Genomic DNA, 26,198 nt, shown 5'->3' on the forward strand with positions numbered 1-26,198 from the left:
GTGCGGGAGCCGCGATTTCCCGCCCCGCTACCCGCGCCAGAGCCAGGAGGTCCGCTCGTACAGCGGCTCGAAGCCGGCGCGCATCATGTTGTGCAGGGAGGTGTTGTGGTCGCCGGGGCCTTCCGCGCCGGTCTCGGCGACGAGCCATCGGCAGCCGGCGGCTCGGGCCGCCCTGGCCCGGGCGGTGAGCAGCGCCGACTGGGCGCCGCGGCCGCGGCTCTCCGGGAGCGTCGCGCCGCCGAACATGTCGGCGCAGTCCCCGTTGAGGAAGACGCTCCCGACCGCGATGATCCGGTTCTCCTCCCAGACGGCGTACTGCCGCCAGTTCGGCCTGCCCACGGACGACGCGGCCATGTCGATCATGCCGGGCAGGGCGAAACCGAAGGTGGTCATCATGACGGTGGCCCACTTGGTCGCCTGGTCCCGCTCGACCGGACCGACGCGCAGCCCGGGGCCGAGCGCCGCGACGCCGTCGGCCGCCGACAGCACGGTCTCTGTCGCGCAGCCCAGTTTGGCGTAACGGCCACCGCCGGTCAGGTTCAGCTTCGCGGCGATCGAGGCCCAGTCCGGCGGCAGCAGCGGCGGCGCGACCATGAACGCGCCCTGCGGCACACCCCGCTCGCGGTAGAAGTCGCAGACCTCCGCCAGGGCGTCCGCGGTGATCGGCTCGCCCGCGCCGAACCCGCCGGCCCGGTTGAAGAAGTGGCTGGGGTCCGCGCGGATCGCCAGCGCGAGCGCGGAGCCGACCTGGCGCGAGCCGACCCCCAGCTCCTCCCGTACGGGCGCGGGCGCGCCGGTCACGAAGTCGGCGTACGCCCTGATCTCGGTCTGCTCGGCCAGGCCGACCGGCACGGTGGTCTTCATTCCGGGTTCCCTTTCTCGCGGTTGTGGATGAGGTCCAGCACGGCGGCCACGAACTCGTCCGGCTGCTCGATGTGCCCGAAGTGGCCGCTGTCCCGCAGCTCGCACAGGCGCGCGTCCGGCAGTCCGGCGTGCATCTCGTACGCCAGCCGGGGCGGGCAGATGAAGTCGTGGGTCCCGACGATCAGCAGCGCCGGCACGTCGATCGCGCCGAGCCGATCCCGTACGTCCCAGTCGGCCGGGCGCCTGTTCGGGTCGCGGGTGACATCCAAGGAGAGCTCGCCCACCCGTTCCACCGTTGTGCGGTAGTCGGCGAAGTAGGCGGGCAGGATGCCGTTGAGGTAGCGCCGGAACGACGCGTCGTCGGTGATCTCCATCGTCCGGGACAGATTGACCGCGTCCCACATCCGGCCGGCCTCGACCGCTTCGGGCCGGTCCGCCCAGCGCCGTACGAAGGACGCCATCGCGTCGCTCGCGGCCTCCCGCTCGGCCCGCCCGTGCGCGGGCGCGGTGTCGTAGAGGATCAGCCCGTCGAGCCGGTCGGGATGGTCGAGGCCGAACTGGAGGGCGACGAAGCCGCCGTGCGAGTGGCCGAGGAAGTACCCGGTGGAGGCGCCGAGGTCGTCGAGCACCGCCGCCGCGAAGCGCGCGTACCGGGCCACGGAGTAGTCCCCGTCCGGCAGCGGGTCGCTGTCGCCGGTACCGACCGGGTCCAGGTACACCAGCGTCAGCCCGTCCTCCAGCCCGGGTATCCGCAGGTAGCGCGGGTGCACGCCGGGGCCGCCGGAGTGCACGAGACACACCGGTCCCGCACCCGCGAGGCGGTAGACCTGCCGTACGCCGTCGACGACGACGGTCCGCGCCTCGCCCGGGGCGGCGCCGGGGGGCCACCCGGCGCCAGGGACCGCGGTTGTTGGTTTCATACCCGCAAGATGCGATGGGAGCCGGGAAAGTTCGATCGCGCCCCCGGTCGCTCTCCCCGGTCGCGCCCCCCGGTCGGTCCGCCTGATCGGTCCGCCGGACCCGGTTCAGCGGCGGCGCGGGTGGTGGAGGCGCAGCCTGCTGACCCGGCCCTGGTCCAGGAAATGCACCCATACGACGCCGGGCGGGCAGTGGAACGGGTTCTCCGGCGGGCTGAGCAGGGCGGCCTCCCAGATGACCACCTCGCGGCCGGCCACCACGTTCAGCAGTTCGTGGCGTACACCGGCGGACATGTCACGGTCGAACGCGCCGGGAAGGTAGTCGATGCCGGTGCGTTTGCCGGTCGGCCAAGTCACCTCCGCCCGCGGTGACCACCGGTCGGACAGCGCGGCGGCGAGTTCGCCGCGGCGCGCGGACACCAGGGTCTCCTCGGCCACCCCGCGGTGCAGCGCGTTCAGCGCGGCGGCGTCGTCGTGCACCCGGTCGGCCGAGTCCAGCAGCGCGCCGGCCAGCTTCGCCCGCGCCTGGCTGAGCCGGCTGCGCACGGTGCCGACCGGGGTGCCGCACAGCGCCGCGATGTCCTCGTAGGCCGTGACGTCGGTGAAGTACCGCAGCATCGTCACCAGTCGCAGGCCAGGGGAGAGGTCCTCCAGCGCGCTCCAGACCCAGTCCCGCAACGCGTGCCGCTCGACGACCTCCGCCGGGTCCGGCGGACCGCCCGCCCGGTCCACCGCGCCGGCCGTCGCGGGTTCGGCCAGCGGAACCGCCGACATCTTGCGCAACTGGGCCCGGCACACATTGCGCACCACCATCCGCAGCCACGGACCGACCGCGTGCGGATCCCGTACGTCCCCGATCCGGCGCAGGGCGATGAGCACCGCCTCCTGCACCGCGTCCTCGGCGTCCTGGCTCTGCCCCAGCAGCGCCAGCGCCACCGCGTGCATACCCGCCCGGTGCCTGGCGAGGAGCAGCCCGAGACAGTCGGCGTCGCCCGCGTGCGCGGCCCGCACCAGCTCGGAGTCCGGAGGCGCCCCGCCCACCAGAAGACCATCCATACCTGGAGAATACCCACAGTCCCTACCAAGCCGGCGGGCCCGGGCGGCGGCTGCCGGGCGGATCCTGTTCCCCGGACGGGCTTCCGCATTACGCTGGCGGCTGGCCGAGCGGGTGATCCGCAGACTTCAGCCTTCCGGGGGGACCGCGTGGCAGCGCACGATGAGCCGGGGGGCGGGGGACCGGACCTGGCGGAGCTGCGCCGGCGGGCCGTGGCGGCCGCCGCGCCGCGACGGGAGGACGGGCTGGTCGTCTGCGAGAACCTGGTGCGGATCTACCAGACCGAGGGCGTGGAGGTGCAGGCCCTCCAGGGCCTCGACCTGACCGTGGCGCAGGGCGAGATGATCGCGGTGATCGGGGCCTCCGGCTCCGGCAAGTCCACCCTGCTGGGCATCCTCTCCGGCCAGGACGTGCCGACCGCGGGCGCCGCCGAGGTGGCCGGCCACGACCTGCTCACGATGAAGCGCCGCGAGCGGCTCGGCTACCGGCGCGCGACTGTGGGCTTCGTCTGGCAGCAGACCTCACGCAACCTGCTGCCCTACCTCTCGGCGGCCGAGAACGTGATGCTTCCGATGACGTACACCGGGATCAGGCGCTCCCAGCGCCGGGCCCGGGCCGAGGAACTGCTCGACCTGCTGTCCGTCGGCCACTGCCGGGACCGCACCCCCGACACCCTCTCCGGCGGTGAGCAGCAGCGGGTCGCCGTCGCCGTCGCCAACGCCAACGAGCCCCGGGTGCTGTTCGCCGACGAGCCCACCGGCGAACTCGACACCGCCACCAGCGACGAGGTCTTCGCCGCCCTGCGCCGGGCCAACGAGGACCTGGGCGTCACCGTGATCGTGGTCACCCACGACGCGCTGGTGTCCGAGCAGGTCCAGCGGACCGTACGGATCCGCAACGGCCGCACCTCGACCGAGGTGCTGCGCCGGGTCGCCACCGGCGAGGACGGCGTCGACGTGCTCACCGCCGAGGAGTACGCCGTACTGGACGCCAGCGGCCGGCTGCAACTGCCGTCCGAGTTCACCGAGCGCCTGCACCTGCGCAAACGGGTGCGGCTGGCCCTGGAGACCGACCACATCGGCGTATGGCCCGACGAGGCGGCGCGCCGGGCGAAGTCCGCCGCTGACGATGCCGAGCACCCCGCGCACGCTGACAGCGCTGACAACCCTGACAGCGATGACGGTGCCGACAATCCCGCGAGTGCCGAAACCCCCGCGGATGCCGGTGACGCGGTGAGCGGCGGCGGGCAGGGCGAGGGCACACGGTAAGCGGTCCGTCCGGTCGCCGCCGCAGGCCCGGGCAGCCGCCGCGTCACCGGCCGTTCAGTCCAGCCGCAGGACGGCCCCCAGCCGGCGCCGGCGGGCGAGGACCGTCTCGGTGGCCGCGGCGGCCAGGATCAGCGCGGTCACGCCGGCGACGAGGGCGAGCGTCAGCGAGTAGTCGGTCCGCAGCGCCGGTTCGGCCGGACCGCCGGTGAACTGCCGCAGGCCCAGTGTCCGCGCCATGAGCCGCGGTTCGAGCAGCCCGAGCAGTGTGCCGCCCGCCGCCGAGGCCACCGCGAGCGGCAGCAGTTGCAGGAAGTGCACCGCCCCCGCTTCCTTGCCGCCGAGCCCGAGCGTGCGCAGGAACGAGGTGGTGCGGCCGCGCTCGTGGGAGGTGAGGGTCAGCTCCAGGGCGAGCGCGAGCAGGCCGGACAGCGCGGCCACGATCGAGCCGGCGGTGTAGATCGTGCCGACTCCCCGCGTCAGGCCGTCCGCGCGCAGGGCGCTCAGCGTTTGTGAGCGGACGCGGATCCGGGCCAGCGGCCCGAGCGCCCCGGCCGCCGCCGACCGCAGGGCCGCGGGCCCGGCGCCGACGGCTCCCCGGGAGGCATCGCCCTTGAGGAGCAGCACGGTGCTTCCCGAGGACTGCTGGGGCAGCAGGTGCTCGGCGGCCGCGGTGGTGATCAGCATCGGCGTCCCGGCGGCGATCCGCGCGGTGACCGGCCCGAGGAGGGGGTCGTGCAGTTCGGCGGTGGTGAGGGTGCGGACCGGCTTGAGGGTCAGGTCCACCGGCGGCCGGCCGTGGGTCAGAACGGTGGCGGTGAAGCCGCCGGTGCGCTCGCTCGCCCGCAGGCCGGGGGAGAGGAAGGAGGGCAGCGGGACGCTCGCGTCGACCCGGGCCCCCGGCGGGGTGGCCAGCCCGGACAGCAGGGCGCCGGCCAGCGGCGACTTCGGGGCGATGGCGGCCAGTTGCCGGGGATCCAGGGTGATCACCGCGACCGAGGAGATCACCGCGCCGTCGGTCTGTCCCACCAGGTCGAGGGCGCGCAGATGCTGGAGGGCGGTCCGTATCCCGGGGGCGGCGGTATCGCTCCCGGCGGCGGCGCCCGAACCGGTGGCACCCGTACCGCCGGCGGCGCCCGTACCGCCGGAGGTCCCGTCGGCCGTCCCTGTCCCGGGCACGCTCACCGTCCCGGCCACGGTCGCGCTCGCGTCGGCGCCCGCGGTCCAGGCCGCCCCCGCCGCGAGGCCTTCGTCGATCGTCCGCTGCACAAGGCCGCCGAACACCGCCGTGCCCAGGGTCAGCACCAGGACGAAGAGGGCCAGCCCGGTCGCCGGGGCGTCGTGGGCGGCCCGGGCCGCCCCGATGAAGGCCACCGCCCCCCGGCCGCGCCGGGTCCGCCGCAGCACCAGGCGCAGCGCCAGCGGGTAGATCCGCAGCAGGACCAGGACGACGGCCAGCGCCACCAGCACCGGCACCGCGCCCAGAATCCCGTCGGGGCCCTGCGAGCGCAGCGCGGCCACGCCCCCCGCCGCCGCGAGCAGCACCGTCACCTCCAGGACCACGCGCCGGCCGACGGCGGTGTTCCGGCGCGAGCGTCGCGGCCGGCCGGGCCGGCGCGGTTCGCGGACCGCGAGCCAGGTCATCAGCACCACCGTCAGCGCCACCACCGCGGTGGCGCCGGCGGCGGGCACCGGCCGCGGCGAGCCGGACGTGCCGGTGGGGGCGAGGGCCCGTCCCGCCGCCCAGCCGAGCACGGCGGCGACCAGCACCACCGGCCAGGCCACGGCGCAGCGCAGCAGCACCAGCCGCGCGGTGGACGCGCCCCGCGCCCGCTGCAACCGCAGGTGCGCCTGCCGCCGGCGCAGCAGCAGCCGTACCGCGACGGCGGTGGTGGCCAGCGCGACCGCGGCCAGCGCGTCGACGGCGAACGCCGCCAGCGCCCTGGCCTGATGGTCCTGAGCGGTGAACGCGGTGAGCAGCGGCGTCAGGGAGTCGGCCAGCAGCAGTGACCCGGTGGCCTGGCCGCCGACCTGGCAGGCGACGTCGCCGGTGACGTAGTCGCTCCCCTGGCACAGAGCGGCGCTGAGGTCCGCGCTGTAATGGGACAGCGGCCCGGTCAGCGCGCGGGCCTGGTCGAGCGACGCCCCGGGCAGCTCGGCGCGCAACTGCCAGGTCACCCGCGGGCCGCTCACCCCGGCGCCGGCCAGCACGTCCGCGGCGTCGAGGCCGACCAGCCCGCGGACGGCGAGCACCGTGCCGGCCGAGCGCTCCTGCGGGTAGCGCGACGGCTGATCCAACGTCTCCCGGCCGACCCAGAAGTCGTCGGCCGCGGCCGTGGTGCGGTAGATCCCGCTGACCAGCAGCCCGGCGTGCGGCGGCTGGCTCTGCACCTCGGGCGTCCTGGCGAACTCGAGGGTCAGCCGGCTGCCGGCCCGAACGCCCAGCGCCCTCGCGGTGGCCCGCGACAACCCGATCTGGGGCGCGCTGCCCGGCGGTGTGCGGTCGGCGGGCGCGTGGCCGCTGACGTAGCGCAGATGGGCCCGCGCGGCGGGCAGATAGCTGATCGCCAGCTTGGGGATGGTGTTCGCGGGCCCTGGTGGCGGCGGCGCGGTCACGGCCGCCTGGTTGTAGTCGTAGCTGCCGCCGCCGGCGGAGACCAGGCGCCGCGCGGCCGGGCTGCCGAGCCGGCCGGTGAGGGCGCGGCCGGCGCCGAGCAGGGTGGCCATGTCCACGGCGGGCGGATCGGTGTCGAAGACCTCCGATGTGGTGCTCACGCTGATCAGCGGCGCCTGGGCCTGCGCGGCGTCGACGCGCTGCCGCAGGGCCCGGTCCTCCTGGCGGCCCGCGAGGGCGGGCGCCCAGGCGCACAGCGCCGTCAGCGCCAGGACCAGCGCCGCCAGGCAGGCCAGCAGCGGCAGGTCGCCGCGGGTCTCCTTGCGGATCAGCCGCGCCGTCAGCGCCGCGCCCGTGCGGACGGGTCGCGGCGATCCGCCGCCGGCCCGCGCTTTCCGGTCGTGTCCGGTCCTCCGGCTCAACGGTCTTCCCCCGCTCGCAGCACCCGTACCAGATCCACCCGGGCCAGCAGCCGGGCCAGCGCCAGGACGACCGCGCTGATGGCCAGCGCGGTCGCCACCGCGGTCAGCGCCACCGTGCCCCAGGGCATGACCAGCGGCAGTGGCGGATAGGGGGCGTGTCCGCTGTCGTCCACGGTGACCAGCGGCAGCACCGCCGAGGCCAGGGCCATGCCCATCAGCGCGCCCGGGACCACCGCGAACAGCGCCAGACTAAGCTGCTCGGCGCCCAGCAGCGCGGACAGGCTCTCACTACGGACGCCGATCGCCCGCAGCAGGGCGAACTCCGTGCGGCGCTGCCGGGTGGAGACCACCGCGTGCACGGTGAAGGCGATGACCGCGAAACCGGGGGCCAGATACCGGACCAGTTCCAGCGCCCGGCGCAGCCCGGCGCGGAACGGATCGGCCCGCAGCGACGCGGCGGTGCCCGCCGTCGTGGTGACGCGGCCCAGCGCGGGCCGCGCCTCGACGGCGGCGGCCGTGCGCGCGCTGTCGCCGCTGCTCAGCCACCAGAACGCGGGATCCTTCCGGTCGGCGCCGGCTAGCGTCATCGCGGTGGCGAGTTGACGCTGATCGGCGATCAGATGCCCCTGTCCGCGCCCCAGTCCGGGCAGCGCGTCGACGCGGCCCACGACCTTGGCGGTGACCCGGCGGCCGCCGCCCAGATCCAGGGTGGTGGTGCCGCCCACGCTCAGCCGGGCGTCGCGCAGCGCCGCGGCGTCGGCGCGCACCGGAAGCGGCGCCGGCGCGCCGGCCGGGCCCGCCACCAGCCGCACGCGGGTGCCGGACTCGGTGACGAAGTCGTCGGCGGGCAGGCCCGCGAGGATGCTTCCGGCGCTCTGGGCGGCCCGGGCACCGGTGCTGATGGTGGTCCGGAGCACCTCGGAGCCGCCGGGCTGGATCGAGCACACCCCGGGCACGCCGGGCCGGTAGGTGCCGGCCAGCCTTCCCGCACATGCGCCCGCGGTGGCGTCGGCGGCGTGCACCGTACCGTCGGCCCAGGCCTGCCCGGCGGGCAGCGGGGCGACCCAGGTGTCCGCGGCGCCGCGCGCGCCGACCCGGAGCAGTTCCAGGTCGAGCCGCGCGGGACGCACGTTCGGCTGCGGCAGGACCTCCACGGCGGTCACCGTCAGCGGATACGCCCGCGGGTGGCCGCCGCTCAGCGCCACGTCGAGCGGGACCACCACGGTGTGCCTGGCTCCGTCCGCGGCGGGCAGCGGGGCCGCCACGGTGCTGTCCAGACCGGCCGCGTCCTGCACGGTCAGTTCCAGGCTCGGCGCCGCGCCGCCGCCGTCGCTCCGCAGCCGCTCGTCCAGCAGCAGCGCGGTCGGACGGCCGGGGAGCGGTATCCCGAAGACGACCGGTGACGGGGTACGGGGGGCGGGCCCGCCGATCGTGCCGACCATGCCTTCGGTGGCGCCGCCCGGCAGGTTCACCGTCGACTGCGTCACCGGTGCCACGGCGGTCACCGCGGGCAGCGCGCGATAGGCGCCCTCCAGTACGGAGGAGGGGTAGCCGTCGTCCGCGGACGGGTAGATCCGCGCGTCCGCGCCGACGGTGAACGCGGCCTGTTCTGAGGCCAGTCCGCCCAGGCAGGCCAGCGCGGTGGTGGCGAAGGCGCTCACCGACACGGCCAGGCACATCAGCACCACCGGTCCGGCGTCGCGCGCGGCCCGCCGGCTCAACTGCCAGCCGGCCAGCGCCAGGACCAGCCCCCGGCCGCGCCGGCCGGACGCGTCCAGCAGCAGCGAGGTCAGCGGCAGCAGCCGCAGCAGCAGGAGCGCGGCGGCGCCGGCCACCAGGGCCGGCACCAGCACCAGCACCGGGTCCACGGCCGCGCCGCCGTCGCCCACCGCGCCGATCAGTGAGTGGTGCCGCCGAAGTTCCAGATATCCCAGCACCGCGACGGCCAGCAGCGCCAGGTCGGCGCCCAGCCGCCCCGCGGCGGCGGTCCGCGCGCCGCGGCCCGGCCGCGACCGGGCGGACGGCAGTACCGGCAGCAGCACCGCCGCCGCGTGCACCAGCAGGGTCAGACCCACCGCCGCCCACGCGCCGACCCCCCGGCTGCCGGGGTGCAGCAGCCCGGCCAGGAAGGGCGCGACGACGGCGGCCGGGACACCGGTGAGCGCCCACTCGGCCGCCGCGCCACGCAGCAGCCGCGGGGTGCCGGCGCCCCTGGCCTGCTGGAGGGCCAGCTCATCGCGCCGGCGAAGGGTCAACTGGCGCGCGGCCAGCACCAAAGTGGCCAGCGCGAGGACCGCCAGCATCACGCTCGGCAGGTACAGCGAGGAGCGGGCCGCCACCATCGGCACCGTCAGGTCGTCGATCGCGCCCGGCAGACCGGAGACCACCGTCACGTCGTCGAGTGACGGCTGCCGCCCGCGGAACACCGACACGCGGCTCTCGCTGCCGGAGAAAGCACGCAGCCGGTCGCGCAGCCCGGCGAGGCTGCCCGCGTCGAGCCGGGAGAGGTCGGGCCGCACGCTCCAGTGGGCGGTCAGATTCCCGTTCAGGACGGCGCTGCCGTTGAGCGCCGACGGCGGGACCACCAGCAGGTCCTGTCCGGCGTTCTCCCCCTGGGCCGGTTCGGCGGCCATCGCGGGCCAGAAGCCGGTGGCACCGGTCGCCCGGAAGACGCCGGTGATCCGCAGGGTCATGGGTCGGCTGAAGGCGTCCTTCACTTGGAGACTGGCACCGGCGGTGACGCCCAGGCGCTTGGCCAGCGCGTCGGGCACCGCCGCGTCGACCGGGGCGGTGGACCCGGTGGCGACCCGGACGTCGGGCAGCGCGGTGAACGCGCCGGGCGGGGCGTCGGCCGTGCCGGCGGGCCACCGCCCGGCGACCAACCGCCCGAACCGGCCCGCCTCCTGCACCGCGACCGGGTGCAGCCCGCTGCCCCCGGGACCGCGCGGCGGCCCCGCGGCCCCGTCGATCCCCGTCACCGAGACCGGCGAGGTGCCCAGCAGCCCCACGGAGGTCCGGTGCGGCACCGCGGCGAACACCCGGTCGCCGGCCGCCCGTACCGCCCGGTCGGCGTCGGCCATCCCGCCGGCCCGGAAGGACGCGCTGACGGTCACCTGCGCGTCGGGGTCGGCGGCCAGCCGCCGTACGGCCCCGGCCTGCACCGAACTGCCCGCGAGCGCCGCGAGCGCGGCCAGCGCGGTCGCACACAGCAGGACGGTCACGGCGACAGCGGCCAGCACCAGCCCGTGCTGGCCGGCCCGCCTGGCAATGGTGGGAAGCCGCCGCCTGGCGGGGCCCGGAGCACCCGGGCGTCGCCGCGGCGAAGAGGTGACGGCCGTGGCGACCACATGAACCCCCGCGGTATCGAACATGTGACGGTGACGGCGCGCAACAGTCCTACCAGGCATTCCCCAACGCGGCAACAATCATCGGTTCTTTCCGGCACCGGAGCGGGCACCGGGCACTGTTTGTGACGGCGGGAGCGGTCATCGCGCGGCCCGGCGTGCTCCCGCGTCGGCGAGGGGCTGTGTGCCGGTCGGCTTCCTGGGCGCTCATGCGGTACAGTGGATCTTGAGCCGCTCGGGCCAACTCGGCCTGTACGGCGGTGCGTTGGTCGTCCAAGGAAAGATACCCCGCTTCCTGCGGGGAGATGCAGGTGCAAGGCCTGCCCAGCGCTCGAAAGGGGCCCGTCCGCGCGAACAGCGCGGACGGGCCCCGCCCGTTTCCGAGGTCCTCGGAGGCGTCCCGGCCGGCCCACGCGAGCCGGTCAGTAGCGCACCGGTCAGTAGCGCACCGGGAGACTCAGCAGATCCCGGGAGCGCATCGACGGCCGCCATCGCAGGGTGTCGGGGGCCTGGTCGAGGGCGAGTCGAGGGAAGCGGTCCAGCAGGGCGGCCCGTGCGATGCGGGTCTCCACGCGGGCCAGCGGTGCGCCCAGGCAGTAGTGGATGCCGTGGCCGAGCGCCAGGTGCCCGCTCGCGTCGCGGGCGATGTCGAGCCGGTCGGGGTCGGGTAGCCGGGACGGGTCCCGGTGCGCCGCCGCCAGCGACAGCAGGACCGTATCGCCCGCGGGGATGGTGACCCCTCCGATGACCAGGTCCTCGATGGGGAAGCGGCGGATGGCGAGCGTCACGGGTCCGTCGTAGCGGGCGAGTTCCTCGACGGCATCGCTCAGCAGGGCGGGATCCGCCCGCAAGGCGCTGAGCTGATCGGGGTGGCCGAGGAGGGCGAGGGCGGCGTTGCCGGCGACCCGTCGGTCCCGTTGACGCGGTGCACCGGGCCCGCGTCGCGCAGCCGGGTGCAGAGGGCGTACGGATCGGTCGAGAGTTCGGCTCGGTCAGGGGGGAGGGGGGGTGCGAAGCCGGATGCGACATATGTCCAACCTGGTGTCACGGGCCCGCGACGCCTCAGCCGGTCACCGCGGCCAGCAGGCCCTCGAAGTCCTGCGCGCAGGGGCCGCAGGCGCGCAGGTGGGCCGCCATGCCGGGGTAGCGTGCCGGTGCGCCGTCGTCGGCCGCGACCAGGTCGACGTAGATGTGCAGCATCTCCATGGCCCGGTCGCAGCCCACATCGCGGGGATCGGTGTGCAGGAACTGCTCGATCCGTGCCGTTGACTCGTTCACGTGTCCGCTGCCTTCCGGTCCAGGTGTCCATTGGCGACGAGTCGGGCCCGCACCTTACGCCGCGCGTCGAAGACGGTTTTGTAGATCGCGTTGCGGTTGGTGTTCCACCGCACCACCAGGGCGTCCAGCGGGATCCCGTCGAGCACCACGGCGACGAAGACCTTGCGCTGGTGCTCGGTGAGCACGTCGTCCACCGCCTGCCGGAAGGCGTGGACCAGCTCGCGCCACTGCGACTCGTGGGCCGGGTCCAGGCCGAGGCGGTCGGGCAGCCGGTCCCAGTCCTCGGCGGCCAGCGCCTGGGTCGGTCCGCGCCAGAAGTGGCGGCCCAGCTTGGCCGAGACCTCCAGGATCACGAAGCGGTAGGCCCAGGTGGTGAAGCGGCTGTCCCCCCGGAAGTCCGTCAGCTTGCGGGTGACGGCGAGCAGCGCGTCGGCGGCCGCCTGGTGGGCCAGGTCATCCACCTCCGGGCCGGTGATCCGCGGGTCGGAGCCCCGGCGGCGCAGCTCGCTCCTGGCGATGCGCAGCAGTACGGCGTGCAGGCGCCCGTACGCCTCCTCGCGGGTCCGGGCGGAGGCGTCGCTCAGCGCCGCCACCCACGCGGCGGACTCCGGGTCGAGGCCCGGCTTCGGGTCGAGGTCCGACGTCGCGGTGGTGATACCGCCGCCTGCGGCGTCCCGCTGTTCCATGCAAGCCACCGTAACAGCGGGCCCGTCGGGACTTTCCCGGCGGAGCCGCGTCCCGTCTGCCGCTCGGCCCGCTCCGTCGGTCCGCGCCGCGCGCGGCTCCGTGCGCCCGCCGCGATCCGTGGGCAGCGCCGGCCGCCCGGCAAACCCGTACGGGACCGCCCGCGACGGTCTGCGGGGAAACGCTGCCCGGTTGCGCGGGCGGGAGCATGCGGTGCCTGAGGCTGGGGCGATGACAGAACCTGTTCATGAACCGGGCGGGCCGGCGGGCAGGGCGACGTCGTTCGGCGCGCAGCGCGACCCCTCCCGGGTGGTCGCGTTCAGCGACGGGGTGATCGCCATCTCCATCACCCTGCTCGTCCTGGAGATCCGGCCGCCGCATGACACCCGCCACCTGCTGGACGGCCTCGGCAAGCTCTGGCCGTCCTACCTGGCCTACGTCCTCACCTTCCTGCTGATCGGGCAGGTGTGGGCCAACCACCACATCATGTTCGACCACATCCGCAGCGCCGACCGCGTGGTGCTCTTCCTCAACACCCTGGTGCTGATGGACATCGCGTTCCTGCCGTTCGCCGCCTCCGTGCTGGCCGAGGCGTTCCGGGACGGACAAGGGCGGCGCACGGCGGTCGTCCTGCACGGCGCCGCCTTCGAACTCCTGGCCGTGCTGTTCAACGCCATCTGGTGGTGGGTCCGCCGCGATCGCTGGCTGCTCACCGACACCATCGACGCGGCCGGTGTGCGAGCCGTCAGCCGGCGCTTCCGGCTCGCCCTGGTCTGGCTCGCCGCCGGAACCCTGCTCGGCGCCCTGATTCCGGTGCTCGGCGTGGCCATGATCGGCGCTTTCATCGTCTACTACTGGCTCCCCGTCGCCGGCGAGATCTCCGCGGCGAGGCGCCGGCGCCACCGCGGCCACCGGACGTGAGCGCCCATGCCGGCGGCTCGGTCCAGGGCTACCTGAGTGTTGAGGGCCCGTTGGCAGGGTGCCGTCCTGGCACCGACTCCCGTTCGCACCGGCGGGGAGCCGCCGGTGGCCGGACCGCCGGGGCGCGGCTGGTTCGACCACCTATCGGCATATCGGCATATCGGCATATCGGCCTTATTGGTGGCGGGGCGCGAGCCCCCTCGCCTCAAGGGCGGTTCGGGGGGCCGGGGCGATTCAGCCGCGGAGGAAGTCCAGCGCCTGCCGCACGAACACCTCGTGGTACTGGAAGATGCCGCCGTGGCCGGCGTCGGGGTAGATCGCCAGCTTGGCATTGGGCAGCAACTCGGCGAGGCGGATGGTGCCGGTCTCGGTGGGCCACATGGTGTCGTTGTCGCCGTTGACGACGAGGACGGGGTGCTTCACCTCCGCCAGGCCGGCCGGTGACGTCTTCTGCTCCCAGGTGCTGAGCGCGGTCAACTGGGCGCCGATGGTCTCGTTGGAGACCGGCGTGTCGCGGTCGTCGGCGGCGCGCTCGTCCAGCCGGCCGAGGAAGGCGTTCGCGGCGTCCTGGCTGGACTGTGAAGGTTCGAAGAACAGGAAGTGCTTGGGGTGCTTGCCCTGCTCGGTCGCCTTCTGGATGGCGGCCTGAAGTGTCGCGCCGGTAGCCGCGGGGCCCTGGGCGCCGGCCGGGGCGGTGCCGGCCAGGATGATCCGGCGCAGGCGGTCGGGGTACTGCTGGGCGACGATCTGGGCGACGATCCCGCCCAGCGAGTAGCCGAGCAGGTCGACCGTGTCCAGGCCGAGGGCGTCCAGGAAGGCGACCGTGTCAGCGGCCATCGCCTCGAAGTTGTCGGGGGTGGTCCCGCCGGAGCGGCCGACGCCGCGCAGGTCGACCAGGATGACGCGCCGCTCGGCCGCGAGGCCGTCGACCACGGCGGGGTCCCAGTCGTCCAGCATCGCGGTGACGTGGTGCAGGAACACCAGCGGAACACCCTCGGCCGGGCCCACCTCGCGGTAGGCGAAGGGGGTCCCCGCGACGTCCACGGTCTGGGTGGGAGCGGATGTTGCGGTTACTGCGGACATGGTGCGGTCCTTTTCCTCGTACCCGGTGGTGCCGGCGGGACTGCCGAACACCCATAGAATAGCGCTCGTTATATAACGACCGCTACCCTATAACTGAGGAAGTCTTCGGGACGCGCACGCCAGCCACGGAAGGGACCGGGATGAGGTACTCCAAAGACCACAAGGTGCACGCCAAGGCGGAGATCCTGCGGGAAGCCTCCGGCACGCTGAAGGAGAAGGGCTTCCACGCCGTCGGGGTCGACACACTGGCCGCCGCGGCCAACGTCACCTCAGGGGCGCTCTACTCCAACTTCGCCGGCAAGGAAGGACTGCTCGAAGAGGTCGTCGGCGCCGAACTGGGCCGGCAGTTCGCCGGCATCACCGACCCTGACCCCGCCGGACGGCGCCGCCAACTCGCCGACCTGCTGAACATCTACCTCAGCGACCACCACCGCACCGATGTCGCCGGCGGCTGCGTGATGCCGTCCCTGAGCGCCGACGTCGCACGAGCGGGCGATTCCGTCCGCGAGACCTACCGCCGTCAGATGGTCGACCTGGTCGAGATCCTGGCGCCCGCCATGCACGGCACGCCGGAGGAGCAGACCAAGCAGGCCTGGGCCATGATCGCCGCCATCGTCGGCGCGGTCACCATAGCCCGGGCACTTCCCGCGGGCGACGAACCCCGCGCCGCCCTCGACGCGACCCTGGAAACCGCCCTGCGGGCCATCAATCCCGGGTGACGGTGCGAGCACCGACCGCCCGGTCCTGAGCGCCACGTTCAGCGGCGCCCACTCACGTAGTCGCCGAGTAGTCGCCGAGTAGTCACCGAGGCACAGGCGCGTCAATGCCCCGGCCCGGGGGGTGTGCCCGTGGTGACGCGGCGCCCCCGCCGTCCCTTCGGATCGTTCACCAGCCCCACGATCGCGCCGGCCGTCTCGGCGATGTCCGCCGCGTCGGCGGCCTGACGCGCGAGGGCCGTGTCCACGCTCTCCACCAGACCGGGATGGCGGACGTCGTAGGCGGCGAACGTCTCGGTGTCGTCGGGATGGATCAGACCCGGGTGCCGGCCGACGCCGGCCGCGAGCGATCCGCAGGTGACGGTGGAGACCTCGATGCCGAAGCCGGCCAGCTCCTTCGCGTAACTCGCCGCCAAGTGGTCGATCACCGTGACCGCCTCCGCGTGCAGCGCGAGGTACGGGGTCGCGTCGGCGCCGTCCCGGGCGGGCACCACCCAGATGAGCAGCCCGTCCCGGCGCTCGCGCATGGCGGGCAGTACGGCACGGTTCACCCGCTGGCTGGACAGCACGTGCGCGTCGTAGATCTGCGCCAACTGATAGGGGGTGAAGGATTCCACCGGTCCGCGCGGTACGGGACCCAGCGCGTGGATCACCGCGTCGACGCGGCCGGAGCGCCGCGTGACCTCGCCGATCGCCGCGGAGACCGAGCGCTGATCGGCGGTGTCGAGCGCGAGGGGATGGAGCCGCGCGTCCGGTGACAGCACCTGATCCCCCACCGCGGTGAGGTCGTCGGGCAACACGTCGTCAGCGGGCCCGAATCCGGCGTAGACGGTGTGACCGGCGCGCGCCAACGCGAACGCCGTCATCGCCCCGAGTCCGGTGGATGCCGCGGTGACAAGAACGATCTTCGACATCAGACTCCTCAGCGGATGACGCGAACGGTGCGGCGCCCACGCCGTTCCCTCGACCGGGGAACGGCGGGACCGGGCCCACTCCGCCCGTGTGGACGCAACCGACCACCCCGCCACTATCGGGGCGGGCGGTGTCCGACCGCCTAGGTCGAATGACGGTGCTCGTGACTGTGCTTCCCGTCTCCCCGCCGCGGACGGGTCCGGGGACACCGGTTCCGGGGAGCGGACGCGGCGCCGATCGGGGGCCGCGGCGACGCGGAGAGCCCTCCGCGGGACGTGCTTCTCGCGGTTCCTCCCCGGTCGGACCGCCAGGGAAGCGCCTGCCACGGTCCGATCCCCCCGGCGGGGACGGTGCGACCGGTCCGTACCGCCATGGCGGGAGTTCGCGTGCGCTCGGTGGCTGGACGAACGGCTGCCGAGCATCCGGCGACGCGGTGGTCAATCGACAGATGCGGGCGCCGGGCCTGCCGGGGAATTCTGAGGTCGCGGTTCTGGACCGGCCGGCCGGCCACCGGAACGAACGCGACCTCTACACGCACGGAGATCCGCATGAGCGACACAGACAGCGACCCGGCGGGCACGATCGTGCTCATTCACGGCCTGTGGGTCACGCCACGAAGTTGGGAGGGGTGGAGACACCACTACGAGACCCGTGGCTACCGGGTCCTTGCCCCGGCCTGGCCCGGCCTCGACCGCGAGGTCGAGGACCTGCGGCGCGACCCGTCCGGCATCGCCGGGGTCGGCCTCCGAGAGGTGACCGACCACTACGAGACGATCATCCGCGGACTGGGTCACGCGCCCATCATCATGGGCCACTCCTTCGGCGGCACCGTCACACAGATGCTGCTCGACCGCGGCCTCGGCCGCGCCGGGGTCGTCATCGACTCGGCAGCCGTCAAGGGTGTCCTGCCGCTGCCGCTGTCCACGCTCAAGTCGACCTGGCCGGTGCTGGGCAACCCCGCCAACAGGAACAAGGCGGTCCAACTGACGGCGGAGCAGTTCCACTACGCCGTCACCAACACCCTCAGCGAGACCGAGTCGGCCGCCCACTACGAGCGGTACGCCGCCCCGGGACCGGCCCGCGTCCTCTTCCAGGGAGCGTTCGCCAACTTCAACCCCAAGGCGGCCAGCAGGATCAACTTCCGCAACGGCCGGCGGGCCCCGCTCCTGTTCATCGCCGGGGAGGCCGACCACATCGTCCCGCCCAAGGTGAACAAGGCCAACTGGCGCCTTTACCGGAAGTCGCCCGCAGTCACCGACTACCGGGAGTTCGCCGGGCGCTCGCACTTCATCGTCGGCCAGCAGGGCTGGGAGGAAGTCGCCGACTACGCCCTGGACTGGGCGGAGGAACACAGCACGTCCCGTGTGTGACCACGGCGTCGCCGAGGTCCCGCTCCACACCCGGCCACAGGCCGCCGGCCGGCAGCCGACCCGCCGTACCCCGAACCGTCGTTCCGCGTCAGCGCTACGGAACGCCTCTTTCCGCACCGACCCCTACCGACGATCACCACACCGTCAGTCAAGGAGACACACATGTTCAAACCCCGCGCGTTCCGCATCGCCGTCCTAAGCGCGGTCAGCGTCGCCCTCGCCGCCGGCGCGACCACTTTGGCCTCCGCCGCACCGTCCCACTCCGGCGGTTCGGCCCCGAAGCCCACCGTCGTCCTCGTCAACGGAGCCTGGTCCGAGCCGGGCAGCTTCGACGGCGTGATCAAGAAGCTCCAGAACGACGGGTACCCCGTCGTCGCCCCGCCCACCGCCCTGCGCAGCCTGTCCGGCGACTCCACCTATCTGAGCGCCTACCTCAAGACCATCCAGGGACCCATCGTCCTGGTCGGCCAGTCCTACGGCGGATCCGTCATCACCAACGCGGCCACCGGAAACACCAATGTCAAGGCGCTCGTCTACGTCTCGGCCTTCGCCCCCGACAAGGGTGAGAGCGCGATGGAGCTGACCGCGAAGTTCCCCGGCACCCACATCACCGACGACCCCAACGCGGCCCTGCCGACCGCCCTCAGCGCCGTCCCCTTCACCTCAACCGACAGCACCACCGGAAAGAGCACCACCGGCATCGACCTCTACACCAAGCCCGACCATTACCGCGACCTCTTCCTGAGCGACCGCGTGGGCAAGAAGGAAGCGGCCGCGCTCGCCGCCGAGCAGCACCCGATCACCCTTCAGGCCCTTCAGGACACCTCCGGCGACCCGGCCTGGAAGACCATTCCCTCGTGGTTCCTGGTGTCCAAGGACGATCACCTCATCCCCGCGGCGACCGAGCAGTTCATGGCCACCCGCGCCCACGGGCACATCACCGTCGCCAACACCCCGCACGCCGCGCAGGTCACCAACCCCGGCACCGTCACCCGGCTCGTCGAGCAGGCCGCGCAGGCGACCGACTGACCGCCGCGGCCGGCGCGGGGCCCGCACGGAGTCACGGACCAGGTCCGTTCCCTCCGGGCGGGCCCCGCGCCGTCCTGCCGGTGACCGGGTACGTCGGGTACCGGCGCTCCGATCCCGGGTGTGTCAGGCGCCGACGTTCACGTAGGTCACCTTGATGAACGAGGTACGGGCGGTGGAGCTGGTCGGGAGGGGGACGAAGGCGACCTGACCGGTGCCGGAGCAGGGCAGGGAGAGGGTCGTGGGGATGGCGGCCCTGACGACCGTGCTGCGCAGGGTGACGGCTGTCGTCACCGATGAGGCGGCGCCGAACGCGACCTGGACGCGGTCGGCGGACTCGCCGGTGTAGCCGGTCTGGGAGCTGGTGGGCGGGGTGACGGGCAGGACGTTCACGTACTGTCCCGCGAGGGGGTGTCCGGTCTCGCCGGGGATCACCGGTCCGAAGCAGCCCACCTTGATCGCGGCGTCTACCGATGTCCCATTGACCTGGCCGATGAAGTACTGGTGCGGGGCGATCGGAGCCGGGTCGACGACCGCGGCCGCCGCTGAGGGCAGCCCCGCCGCCCCGCCGGCCAGCGCCAGCGCGGTGATCGTGCCGTACAGCGCGGAACGGGCGTGTCTGCTGCGCATGTCTTCCTCCGTAACCGGGCGGTCCCGGCCGTCGGCCGGTCCGGGCATGATGGGAGTGAGCTGTACGAGAGCAGCAGAAGCGTACGTGCGGGACCGGTGAAGGCCACCGGCGTATTCCGGCCGCGTTTGCGTGCCGGACGCCCCGGGGACCGGCGGTCGTCGCACCGACCGGGGGCGGCCCGGCTCGCGGTCACCGGGCAGCCTTTACGTGAAGAGGCCGCTGTAGGCGTTGAGGGCGGGTTGGCCGCCCAAGTGGGCGTACAGGACGGTGGAATCCTTCGGGATGTCCCCCTGGCGCACGAGGTCGATCAGCCCGGCCATGGACTTGCCCTCGTACACCGGGTCGGTGATCATCCCCTCAAGGCGCCCGGCGAGCCGGATGGCGTCCAGCGTGGACTGGACGGGGATGCCGTAGCGGTCGCCTGCCCAGCCGTCGAGGACGGTGATCTCGTCGTCCCGCAACGCGCGGCCGACCTCTATGAGTTCGGCGGTGGCGTGGGCGATCTTCGCCACCTGGGCGCGGGTCGCGGACACTTCCGCCGACGCGTCGATGCCGATGACGCGGCGCGGTCGGTCCTGGGCGGCGAAGCCCGCGATCATGCCGGCCTGCGTGCTGCCGGTGACGCTGCACACCACGATGGTGTCGAAGAAGACGCCGAGTTCGCGCTCCTGCTGGGCCACCTCGCGGGCCCAGTTGGCGAAGCCGAGACCGCCCAGGGGATGGTCGGAGGCTCCGGCGGGGATGGGGTACGGGGTGCCGCCGGCCTCCCGGACGTCCCGCAGGGCCTGCTGCCAGCTGTCTTTGACGCCGATCCCGAAGCCCGCCTGGGCCATGCGCAGGTCCGCGCCCAGGACGCGGGAGAGCAGGATGTTGCCGACCTTGTCGTTGACCGCGTCGGGCCAGTCCACCCATTTCTCCTGCACCAGGACGGCTTTGAGGCCGACGGAGGCGGCGACCGCGGCGACCTGCCGGGTGTGGTTCGACTGCACCCCGCCGATGCTGACCAGGGTGTCCGCACCCTGGGCCAGGGCGTCGGGGATCAGGTACTCCAGTTTGCGGGTCTTGTTGCCGCCGAAGGCGAGTCCGCTGTTGCAGTCCTCCCGCTTGGCCCAGACGCGGGCCCCGCCGAGGTGGTCGCTGAGCCGGTCCAGCGGATGGACGGGGCTGGGGCCGAAGAGCAGTCGGTAGCGGGCGAAGGCGTCGAGGGACATGCGGCGCTCCTGTGGTGGGCCCGACAGGGGTGGGCCCGAAAGGGTGGGTGGGGTGAGAGGGCGGGGCGGGGGTGTGAGGGGGCGGGCGCGCGAGGGGGATGGCCGGGTCAGCCGTCCGCCGGGCCGGCTCCCGGGTAGGCGACGTCGAGCAGCGGCGCCAGGGTCTGCCAGTTGGCGCGGGTCGCCGCCGCGGCGCCTTCGGCGTCTCCCTCGGCGCACCGCGAGATGATCTCTTCGTGCTGGGCGACCGACTCCCGGCCCTTCAGCGAGGAGAATCGCAGCCGCTCCAGCCGGCGCAGCAGCGGGGTGAACTGCTCAAGGACGGAGCGGACCGCCCCGTTGGTGCTCGCGGTGACCGGGATGTCGTGGAAGGCGTCATCGGCGGCGATCGCCGCGTCCACGTCGTCGCGGCTCAGCGCGTCGGCGAAGCGGGCGTTGGCGTCGCGCATCGCGTCCACCTCGGCGGCGGACAGGTGGGGCAGTGCCTCCCGGACGGCGAGTTCGTGCATGGCGGCCGTCACCGACTGGGCCGCGCGGGCCGCGCGCAGGTCCAGCGGGCTGACCATGGTGTGACGGCCGGGCTTCGTCTGGGTGAGGCCGGCCTGCTCAAGACGGGTCAGGGCCTCGCGGACCGGCGTCCTGCTCATGCCGAGCCACTGCGCCAGGTCACGGTCGTTGAACCGCTCACCGGGCGCGAGCGTGCCTTTGACGATGAGGTCCCGGATGGCGCGGTACGCGTCATCGCGCAGAAGGGACCGGGGGGCGAGGCCACTGCCTTCGGGTACTGGCATGCAATATATTGCATGCTCGACGGACCTCGGTGTCAAGAGCCCAGCGACCACGCCGTCGCAGGCGATCCACCCGAAGTCCGGCCTCGGGTCGGGGGAGTGGTCGACCGGGGGAGCGGGGGTGTGCGGCGGCGGGTGCGCCGGCTGGCCGGTCGCGAGGGTCCGGCGCGCGGTTTCACGTCGGTGAAAGTTCTAGCGGAGGCCGGGCATCGGCCCAGCTCCACCGGCTCAGAAGTGGTCTGGACCACAGGGGGTGTACACAACCCCTTTACGTTCAGGGCTCGTTCATGCGTCACTCGTGGCGCGTGCACATCAAGTACCTCGTCCGCACCAGTGCCACCGCGCGATACTGAACCGCCCGGCGCGCCCGAGCGGAACCCACCCCCCCGCCACGGGCGACCGGCCGCACCCGGGCTACGCGAGTAGAGCACCGGCCCGAAGAGCCTTCCCCGCCTTCCCGTACGCCGTTCCCCGTCCCGCACGCGCACCCCCCGCCACCACGCGCCAGGAGGAAAGCCTTGTTCTGCCGAATCCGCACCACCGAGGCCGTACCGCGGAAACTGATGACGGCCGGAGTCCTCGGCGCGAGCCTGGCGCTCGCGGCGACGGTCTCCGCGGGCACCGCCTCCGCCCGGCCGACGGCGCGGGACAGCGCCATCCCCCTCGGGCAGGGGTACATGGGCGCCGGTTATCTCCACGACAGCGCGAGCTTCGCGCCGGACACGCGCCACCTCCGGCTCGACGCCGGGGCCGGGGCCGTCGTGTCCCCCAACGCCACCGCTCCGGCGGGGATCGACGTCTCGCACTACCAGGGGGCGATCACCTGGACGTCGGTGAAATCCGCGGGCATACAGTTCGCCTTCATCAAGGCGACCGAAAGCACCACGTACAAGGACCCCAATTTCAGCGCGAACTACCTGAACGCGTACAACGCCAAGGTGATCCGCGGGGCTTACCACTTCGCCCGCCCCGACCTCTCCGGCGGCGCGGCGCAGGCCACGTACTTCGCCGCGAACGGCGGCGCCTGGTCGGCCGACAGCCTGACCCTGCCCGGGATGCTCGATCTCGAGGGCGGCTGCTACGGCAAGTCCACGTCCGCGATGCAGTCGTGGATCCTTGACTTCTACACCACCTACAAGGCGAGGACGGGCCGCGACATCCTCATCTACACCAGCCCGAGCTGGTGGAACTCCTGCACCGGCGGCTGGAGCGGGATGTACTCCAAGAGCCCGCTGGTCGACGCGAATTGGACCACCGCGGCCAGCCCGTCCATCCCGAGCGGCTTCCCCTACTGGACGTTCTGGCAGTACACCGACTCCGGATCGGTGAGCGGCGTCTCCGGCGCCGTGGACCGCGACCGATTCAGCGCGGACAGCTCCCGGCTGCTGGCCCTGGCCAACAACACCCCCTGACCTCGTAGGGCAAAACACCGAGGGTGCCTTTCGAGAGGCGCCCGGTTCGCGGGCCGGCCTGCCCGCCGGAGCCGCACGGCCGCCCGGGTCCTGATCCTGGTCCTGGGCGGCCCGCTCGCCTGCCGCGCCGTGCCGTGCCGCCGCCGACAGGGCAGCCAGGTGCGGACCGCACCGCCCGGCCCGGGATCGGCCGCACCGCTCACCCGCCGACGTCCACTCGGCCCCTCAACGCTTGACTACTCCACGCTGATGAATCCCTTTCCGGCGAGCCCGCTCGACATGCGGGCCATGGAGCGCCGACGTAAATTCGGCCTCATCGCGCATGAGTTCCGCCAGGTCGTTTCCGCGCTTTCCCGATGGAGGCAGGCCGGAATCCGGGGAGACTTCCCTCCGCGTCCTGCGGGCAGTCGTCCTCGTCTCGTCGCCGGCCTCGGGCCATGGGCGTCCGGTCCGACACGTCCGAGTTCATCGCGGTAATGACCGCTCGGGTGAATTATGCGCTCGCCGAGTTCCACACATGAATTCCACGAAGGGGAGAGACTCACGTGAAGCACAAGCGGAAACTCGGTCTGGCCGTGCTGGCGACAACCGCGGCCATCACGCTGGCGGCGAGCTGCGCGCCCGCCGACAGCGGTCGAACGGCCGCCAGCGGCCGTCACGCGCCCGCCGACGGGCCGTCGCACACCGCCACGCCCACGATCGTCCTGGTGCACGGGGCGTGGGCGGACGCGTCAAGCTGGGCCGAAGTCACCGAGCGGCTCCAGAAGCGCGGATTCACCGTCCTGGCTCCCCCGGACACGCTGCGCGGAGTCGCGACCGACACCGCCAATCTGCGGGCGTTCCTCCAGACGCTCACCGGCCCGGTGGTATTGGCGGGCCACTCGTACGGCGGATTCGTGATCTCTAACGCCGCGACGGGCCTCAAGAACATCAAGGCCCTCGTCTACATCGACGCCTTTATCCCCGACACAGGGGAAACGGTGGGGCAGCTGTCCGCCGCGAAGCCAGGTTCGGTGCTGGCCGTTTCCGATCCCAGTACCGTCTTCAACTCCGTGCCCATCCCCAACGGTGGCGGAGATGTCGACCTCTATGTGAAGCCGAACCTGTTTCCCGGGTTCTTCGCCGGGGGCGTCCCCCTCAACAAATCCGCGGTACTGGCGGCGGGCCAACGGCCCTTCGCCGCGAGCGCTCTGACCGAGCCCTCCGGAGTACCGGCCTGGAAGACCATTCCGTCGTTTGCCCTGATCGGTACCGCGGACAAGGTGATCCCGCCGGCCGAGCAGCAGGTCATGACCGCACGGGCCGGCTCCAACACCGTCAGTGTCAACGCACCGCACCTGTCGATGGTGTCCAACCCCGCGGCCGTCACCGACGTCGTGATCCGCGCCGTCCAGAGCATCGGCTGAAGCCCGAGCACACGCGAGGCGACGAGCCGGGCCCGGCCGGCGACCGCGGCAGGGGCCATCGGCTGCTTGCCGGGACGGCCCGGCCGTCGGCCACCTTGGGGACGACGGTCTCACCCCGTGCCGGTCAGTGGCCGGTCAGCGCCTCACGCAGGCGTGCGACAACGAGCCGTTGTCGACCGTGACCGGCTCGTGCGTCATCTCGACCCTGCGCGACGGGTCGTGCGGATGGGCGTCGGGGAACCGCCGGGTAAGGTCGCCGCGCGCGGCGACGATGGCGACGACGCAGCCGACGAGTGGGCGATGACGACGCGCGTCCCGCCATCGACCGGGCTGTTGAACCGGTCGAAGATGCCGCGCCGCAGCGCGGACTCGTTGAGGTAGCGGGAGAACTGCCGGACCGGCGGCTTGACGACCCCCGCCATGCCCATCGCCGCCCCGCCGAAGTTGGGCAGCCGCAGCAGCGCCCGAATTCCCTTCCGCGGCCGGTCCTGCCGTGGAAGCCGCGGGGAGGCGGTGCGCCGAGCCGGGATGAACCGCGCCGCCTGGCCGGCACCGACCCTGCCGCTCCTCGCCCGGCTCGTCGACCGGGTGATCCCGCCGCGGGCACCCGCCGTGGCGGATGACTCCGCCGGGCCCGGGTAGGAGGCATGGAAGCCACCGGAGGCGGACGCACATGAGGTTTGAGAACTGGCTGCTCACCCCCGACGAGCGGGGGAACCCCGCCACGCGGCTGGATCTGCGCGGGCCGGAACCGGCCGCCTGGTCCCGCGGCAACGCGGTGCGACCGCTGGTGCACGGCGCCGCCTACTTCGCCGCACTGCTGACCGCGATACGCGGCCAGCGCGAGGGCGACCTCCTCTTCTTCACCGACTGGCGCGGGGACCCCGACGAACCGCTGGACGGCCCGGGCAGCGAGATCGGCGAGGTGCTGTGCGACGCCGCGCGGCGCGGCGTGGTGGTCAAGGGCCTGATCTGGCGCTCCCACCTGGACCGTCTGCAGTTCAGCGAGCAGGAGAACCGGCACCTGGGCGACGAGATCGAGGCGGCCGGCGGCGAGTGCCTGCTGGACATGCGGGTCCGCCCGGGCGGCGCGCACCACCAGAAGTTCGTCGTCCTGCGCCATCCGGGACGCGCCGAACGGGACGTGGCCTTCGTCGGCGGCATCGATCTGTGCCACAGCCGCCGCGACGACGCCGCGCACGGCGGTGATCCCCGCGCGCTCCGGCTGGCCGCCGCCTACGGCCCCCGCCCGCCCTGGCACGACGTCCAACTCGCCATCCGGGGCCCGGCCGTAGGAGCCGTCGAGGCGACCTTCCGGGAACGCTGGGAGGACCCGTCGCCGCTCAGCCGCAGCCCGCTCAGCCGACTGCGCCAACTGGTCCACCACGAGGACACCCGGGCCGATCCGCTGCCACCGCAGCCGCCCGACCCGCGACCGTGCGGCTCACACGCCGTCCAACTGCTGCGCACCTACCCGGCCAGGCGCCACGGCTACCCGTTCGCCCCCGACGGCGAACGCAGCGTCGCCCGCGGCTACCGCAAGGCGCTGGACCGCGCCAGATCGCTGATCTACCTGGAAGACCAGTACCTCTGGTCCGCCGAAGTGGTCGCGTCCTTCGCCCACGCCCTCAGCAGCCGCCCGGACCTGCTGATGACGGCGGTCATCCCCGCCCACCCCGACCAGGACGGGCGCTTCACCGCGCCGATGAACCTGCTCGGCAGGATCGAGGCGCTCCGGGCGCTGCGCCGGGCCGGCGGGGAACGCTTCGCCGTCTACAGCGTCGAGAACCAGGCCGGCACACCGGTCTACGTCCACGCCAAAGTGTGCGTGGTCGACGACGTGTGGGCCGCCGTGGGCTCCGACAACGTCAACCGCCGCTCATGGACCCACGACTCGGAACTCGGCTGCTCGGTCGTCGACGAGACCCGCGACCCCCGGGAACCGCGCGACCCCGGCGGTCTCGGCGACGGCGCCCGCCCCTTCGCCCGCGACCTGCGCCTCGAACTCAGCGCGGAGCACCTCGACCGCGAGGACACCGACACCCTTCTCGAACCGGCCGCGGCGTTCCGCGCCTTCGCGGAGTCGGCCGCGGCGCTGGACGCCTGGCACCGCGGCGGCCGAACCGGCCCCCGCCCGCCGGGCCGGCTGCGGACGTACACCACCCCGACCCTCTCCCGCACGGCAGCCATCACCAGCCGCCCCCTCCAGCGCCTCGTGGCCGACCCGGACGGCCGCCCCCGCCCCCTACGACGGCGCGCACAGTACTGACCTCCCACCAG

Annotated in this window: 20 protein-coding genes and 1 pseudogene; 8 read left to right on the plus strand and 13 right to left on the minus strand. The window is 73.4% G+C overall.

The features are described from left to right. Nucleotides 1-27: 27 nt before the first annotated feature. The 3 genes from OG519_RS24340 to OG519_RS24350 form a co-directional block, all read right to left on the minus strand. The gene (locus OG519_RS24340) at nucleotides 28-864 is read right to left on the minus strand and encodes a GNAT family N-acetyltransferase (protein WP_405587772.1); all 837 of its coding nucleotides are present in this window, start codon (nucleotides 862-864) and stop codon (nucleotides 28-30) included. After that, complete coding sequence (locus OG519_RS24345; RefSeq protein ID WP_405587774.1) at nucleotides 861-1,784, minus strand: alpha/beta fold hydrolase; 924 nt, start codon at nucleotides 1,782-1,784, stop codon at nucleotides 861-863. Before OG519_RS24345 ends, OG519_RS24340 begins: the two co-directional genes overlap by 4 nt. A 105-nt stretch (nucleotides 1,785-1,889) precedes the next feature. Next, nucleotides 1,890-2,837, minus strand: coding sequence for an RNA polymerase sigma factor (locus OG519_RS24350; RefSeq protein ID WP_405587777.1), 948 nt, complete (start codon nucleotides 2,835-2,837; stop codon nucleotides 1,890-1,892). 186 nt (nucleotides 2,838-3,023) lie between these two features. On the opposite strand from OG519_RS24350, the gene OG519_RS24355 reads away from it, so the two are divergent. Continuing rightward, a complete protein-coding gene (locus OG519_RS24355) occupies nucleotides 3,024-4,103 on the plus strand; it encodes an ABC transporter ATP-binding protein (protein ID WP_405592955.1) in 1,080 nt (359 codons plus the stop codon). A gap of 54 nt (nucleotides 4,104-4,157) precedes the next feature. On the opposite strand, the gene OG519_RS24360 is transcribed toward OG519_RS24355, so the two are convergent. The 5 genes and pseudogenes from OG519_RS24360 to OG519_RS24380 all read right to left on the minus strand — a co-directional run bounded on the left by OG519_RS24360 (nucleotide 4,158) and on the right by OG519_RS24380 (nucleotide 12,444). Then, complete coding sequence (locus OG519_RS24360) at nucleotides 4,158-7,136, minus strand: hypothetical protein (protein WP_405587780.1); 2,979 nt, start codon at nucleotides 7,134-7,136, stop codon at nucleotides 4,158-4,160. Further along, the gene (locus OG519_RS24365; RefSeq protein WP_405587783.1) at nucleotides 7,133-10,375 is read right to left on the minus strand and encodes an FtsX-like permease family protein; all 3,243 of its coding nucleotides are present in this window, start codon (nucleotides 10,373-10,375) and stop codon (nucleotides 7,133-7,135) included. The genes OG519_RS24360 and OG519_RS24365 overlap by 4 nt, the downstream gene beginning before the upstream one ends. Nucleotides 10,376-10,917: 542 nt before the next feature. Next, nucleotides 10,918-11,379: pseudogene (locus tag OG519_RS24370) on the minus strand (cytochrome P450); the annotation flags it as partial. Nucleotides 11,380-11,542: 163 nt separating this feature from the next. Continuing rightward, nucleotides 11,543-11,758, minus strand: coding sequence for a hypothetical protein (locus OG519_RS24375; protein WP_405587786.1), 216 nt, complete (start codon nucleotides 11,756-11,758; stop codon nucleotides 11,543-11,545). Continuing rightward, the gene (locus OG519_RS24380; RefSeq protein ID WP_405587788.1) at nucleotides 11,755-12,444 is read right to left on the minus strand and encodes an RNA polymerase sigma factor; all 690 of its coding nucleotides are present in this window, start codon (nucleotides 12,442-12,444) and stop codon (nucleotides 11,755-11,757) included. Before OG519_RS24380 ends, OG519_RS24375 begins: the two co-directional genes overlap by 4 nt. Before the next feature lie 229 nt (nucleotides 12,445-12,673). Between OG519_RS24380 and OG519_RS24385 the strand changes: the two genes are divergently transcribed. Next, on the plus strand, nucleotides 12,674-13,363 hold the full coding sequence (locus OG519_RS24385; protein ID WP_405587790.1) for a TMEM175 family protein: 690 nt from the start codon (nucleotides 12,674-12,676) through the stop codon (nucleotides 13,361-13,363). 234 nt (nucleotides 13,364-13,597) lie between these two features. Here the strand turns inward: OG519_RS24385 and OG519_RS24390 are convergent, their stop codons facing one another. Continuing rightward, on the minus strand, nucleotides 13,598-14,446 hold the full coding sequence (locus OG519_RS24390; RefSeq protein WP_405587792.1) for an alpha/beta fold hydrolase: 849 nt from the start codon (nucleotides 14,444-14,446) through the stop codon (nucleotides 13,598-13,600). Nucleotides 14,447-14,586: 140 nt separating this feature from the next. On the opposite strand from OG519_RS24390, the gene OG519_RS24395 reads away from it, so the two are divergent. Next, on the plus strand, nucleotides 14,587-15,165 hold the full coding sequence (locus tag OG519_RS24395) for a TetR/AcrR family transcriptional regulator (protein ID WP_405587795.1): 579 nt from the start codon (nucleotides 14,587-14,589) through the stop codon (nucleotides 15,163-15,165). A 101-nt stretch (nucleotides 15,166-15,266) separates the two neighbouring features. On the opposite strand, the gene OG519_RS24400 is transcribed toward OG519_RS24395, so the two are convergent. Continuing rightward, on the minus strand, nucleotides 15,267-16,076 hold the full coding sequence (locus tag OG519_RS24400) for an SDR family NAD(P)-dependent oxidoreductase (RefSeq protein WP_405587798.1): 810 nt from the start codon (nucleotides 16,074-16,076) through the stop codon (nucleotides 15,267-15,269). A 546-nt stretch (nucleotides 16,077-16,622) separates the two neighbouring features. Between OG519_RS24400 and OG519_RS24405 the strand changes: the two genes are divergently transcribed. Continuing rightward, complete coding sequence (locus OG519_RS24405; RefSeq protein ID WP_405587801.1) at nucleotides 16,623-17,444, plus strand: alpha/beta hydrolase; 822 nt, start codon at nucleotides 16,623-16,625, stop codon at nucleotides 17,442-17,444. A gap of 162 nt (nucleotides 17,445-17,606) precedes the next feature. Beyond that, complete coding sequence (locus tag OG519_RS24410; RefSeq protein WP_405587804.1) at nucleotides 17,607-18,473, plus strand: alpha/beta fold hydrolase; 867 nt, start codon at nucleotides 17,607-17,609, stop codon at nucleotides 18,471-18,473. Between the two features lie 123 nt (nucleotides 18,474-18,596). On the opposite strand, the gene OG519_RS24415 is transcribed toward OG519_RS24410, so the two are convergent. The 3 genes from OG519_RS24415 to OG519_RS24425 form a co-directional block, all read right to left on the minus strand. After that, on the minus strand, nucleotides 18,597-19,100 hold the full coding sequence (locus OG519_RS24415; RefSeq protein ID WP_405587807.1) for a hypothetical protein: 504 nt from the start codon (nucleotides 19,098-19,100) through the stop codon (nucleotides 18,597-18,599). Nucleotides 19,101-19,304: 204 nt separating this feature from the next. Beyond that, the gene (locus OG519_RS24420) at nucleotides 19,305-20,312 is read right to left on the minus strand and encodes a 1-aminocyclopropane-1-carboxylate deaminase (protein WP_405587810.1); all 1,008 of its coding nucleotides are present in this window, start codon (nucleotides 20,310-20,312) and stop codon (nucleotides 19,305-19,307) included. Nucleotides 20,313-20,419: 107 nt separating this feature from the next. Beyond that, nucleotides 20,420-21,103, minus strand: a complete 684-nt coding sequence (locus OG519_RS24425) for a GntR family transcriptional regulator (RefSeq protein ID WP_405587813.1) — start codon at nucleotides 21,101-21,103, stop codon at nucleotides 20,420-20,422. A 560-nt stretch (nucleotides 21,104-21,663) separates the two neighbouring features. Here OG519_RS24425 and OG519_RS24430 point away from each other — a divergent pair. The 3 genes from OG519_RS24430 to OG519_RS24440 all read left to right on the plus strand — a co-directional run bounded on the left by OG519_RS24430 (nucleotide 21,664) and on the right by OG519_RS24440 (nucleotide 26,187). Further along, nucleotides 21,664-22,512, plus strand: coding sequence for a GH25 family lysozyme (locus OG519_RS24430; protein ID WP_405592957.1), 849 nt, complete (start codon nucleotides 21,664-21,666; stop codon nucleotides 22,510-22,512). 545 nt (nucleotides 22,513-23,057) lie between these two features. Further along, a complete protein-coding gene (locus tag OG519_RS24435; RefSeq protein WP_405587815.1) occupies nucleotides 23,058-23,918 on the plus strand; it encodes an alpha/beta fold hydrolase in 861 nt (286 codons plus the stop codon). A gap of 673 nt (nucleotides 23,919-24,591) precedes the next feature. Beyond that, a complete protein-coding gene (locus OG519_RS24440; protein ID WP_405587817.1) occupies nucleotides 24,592-26,187 on the plus strand; it encodes a phospholipase D family protein in 1,596 nt (531 codons plus the stop codon). The last annotated feature ends 11 nt before the right edge of the window (nucleotides 26,188-26,198 follow it).

It is taken from the genome of Streptomyces sp. NBC_01190 (genome assembly GCF_045039895.1).
Taxonomy (GTDB): Bacteria; Actinomycetota; Actinomycetes; order Streptomycetales; family Streptomycetaceae; genus Actinacidiphila.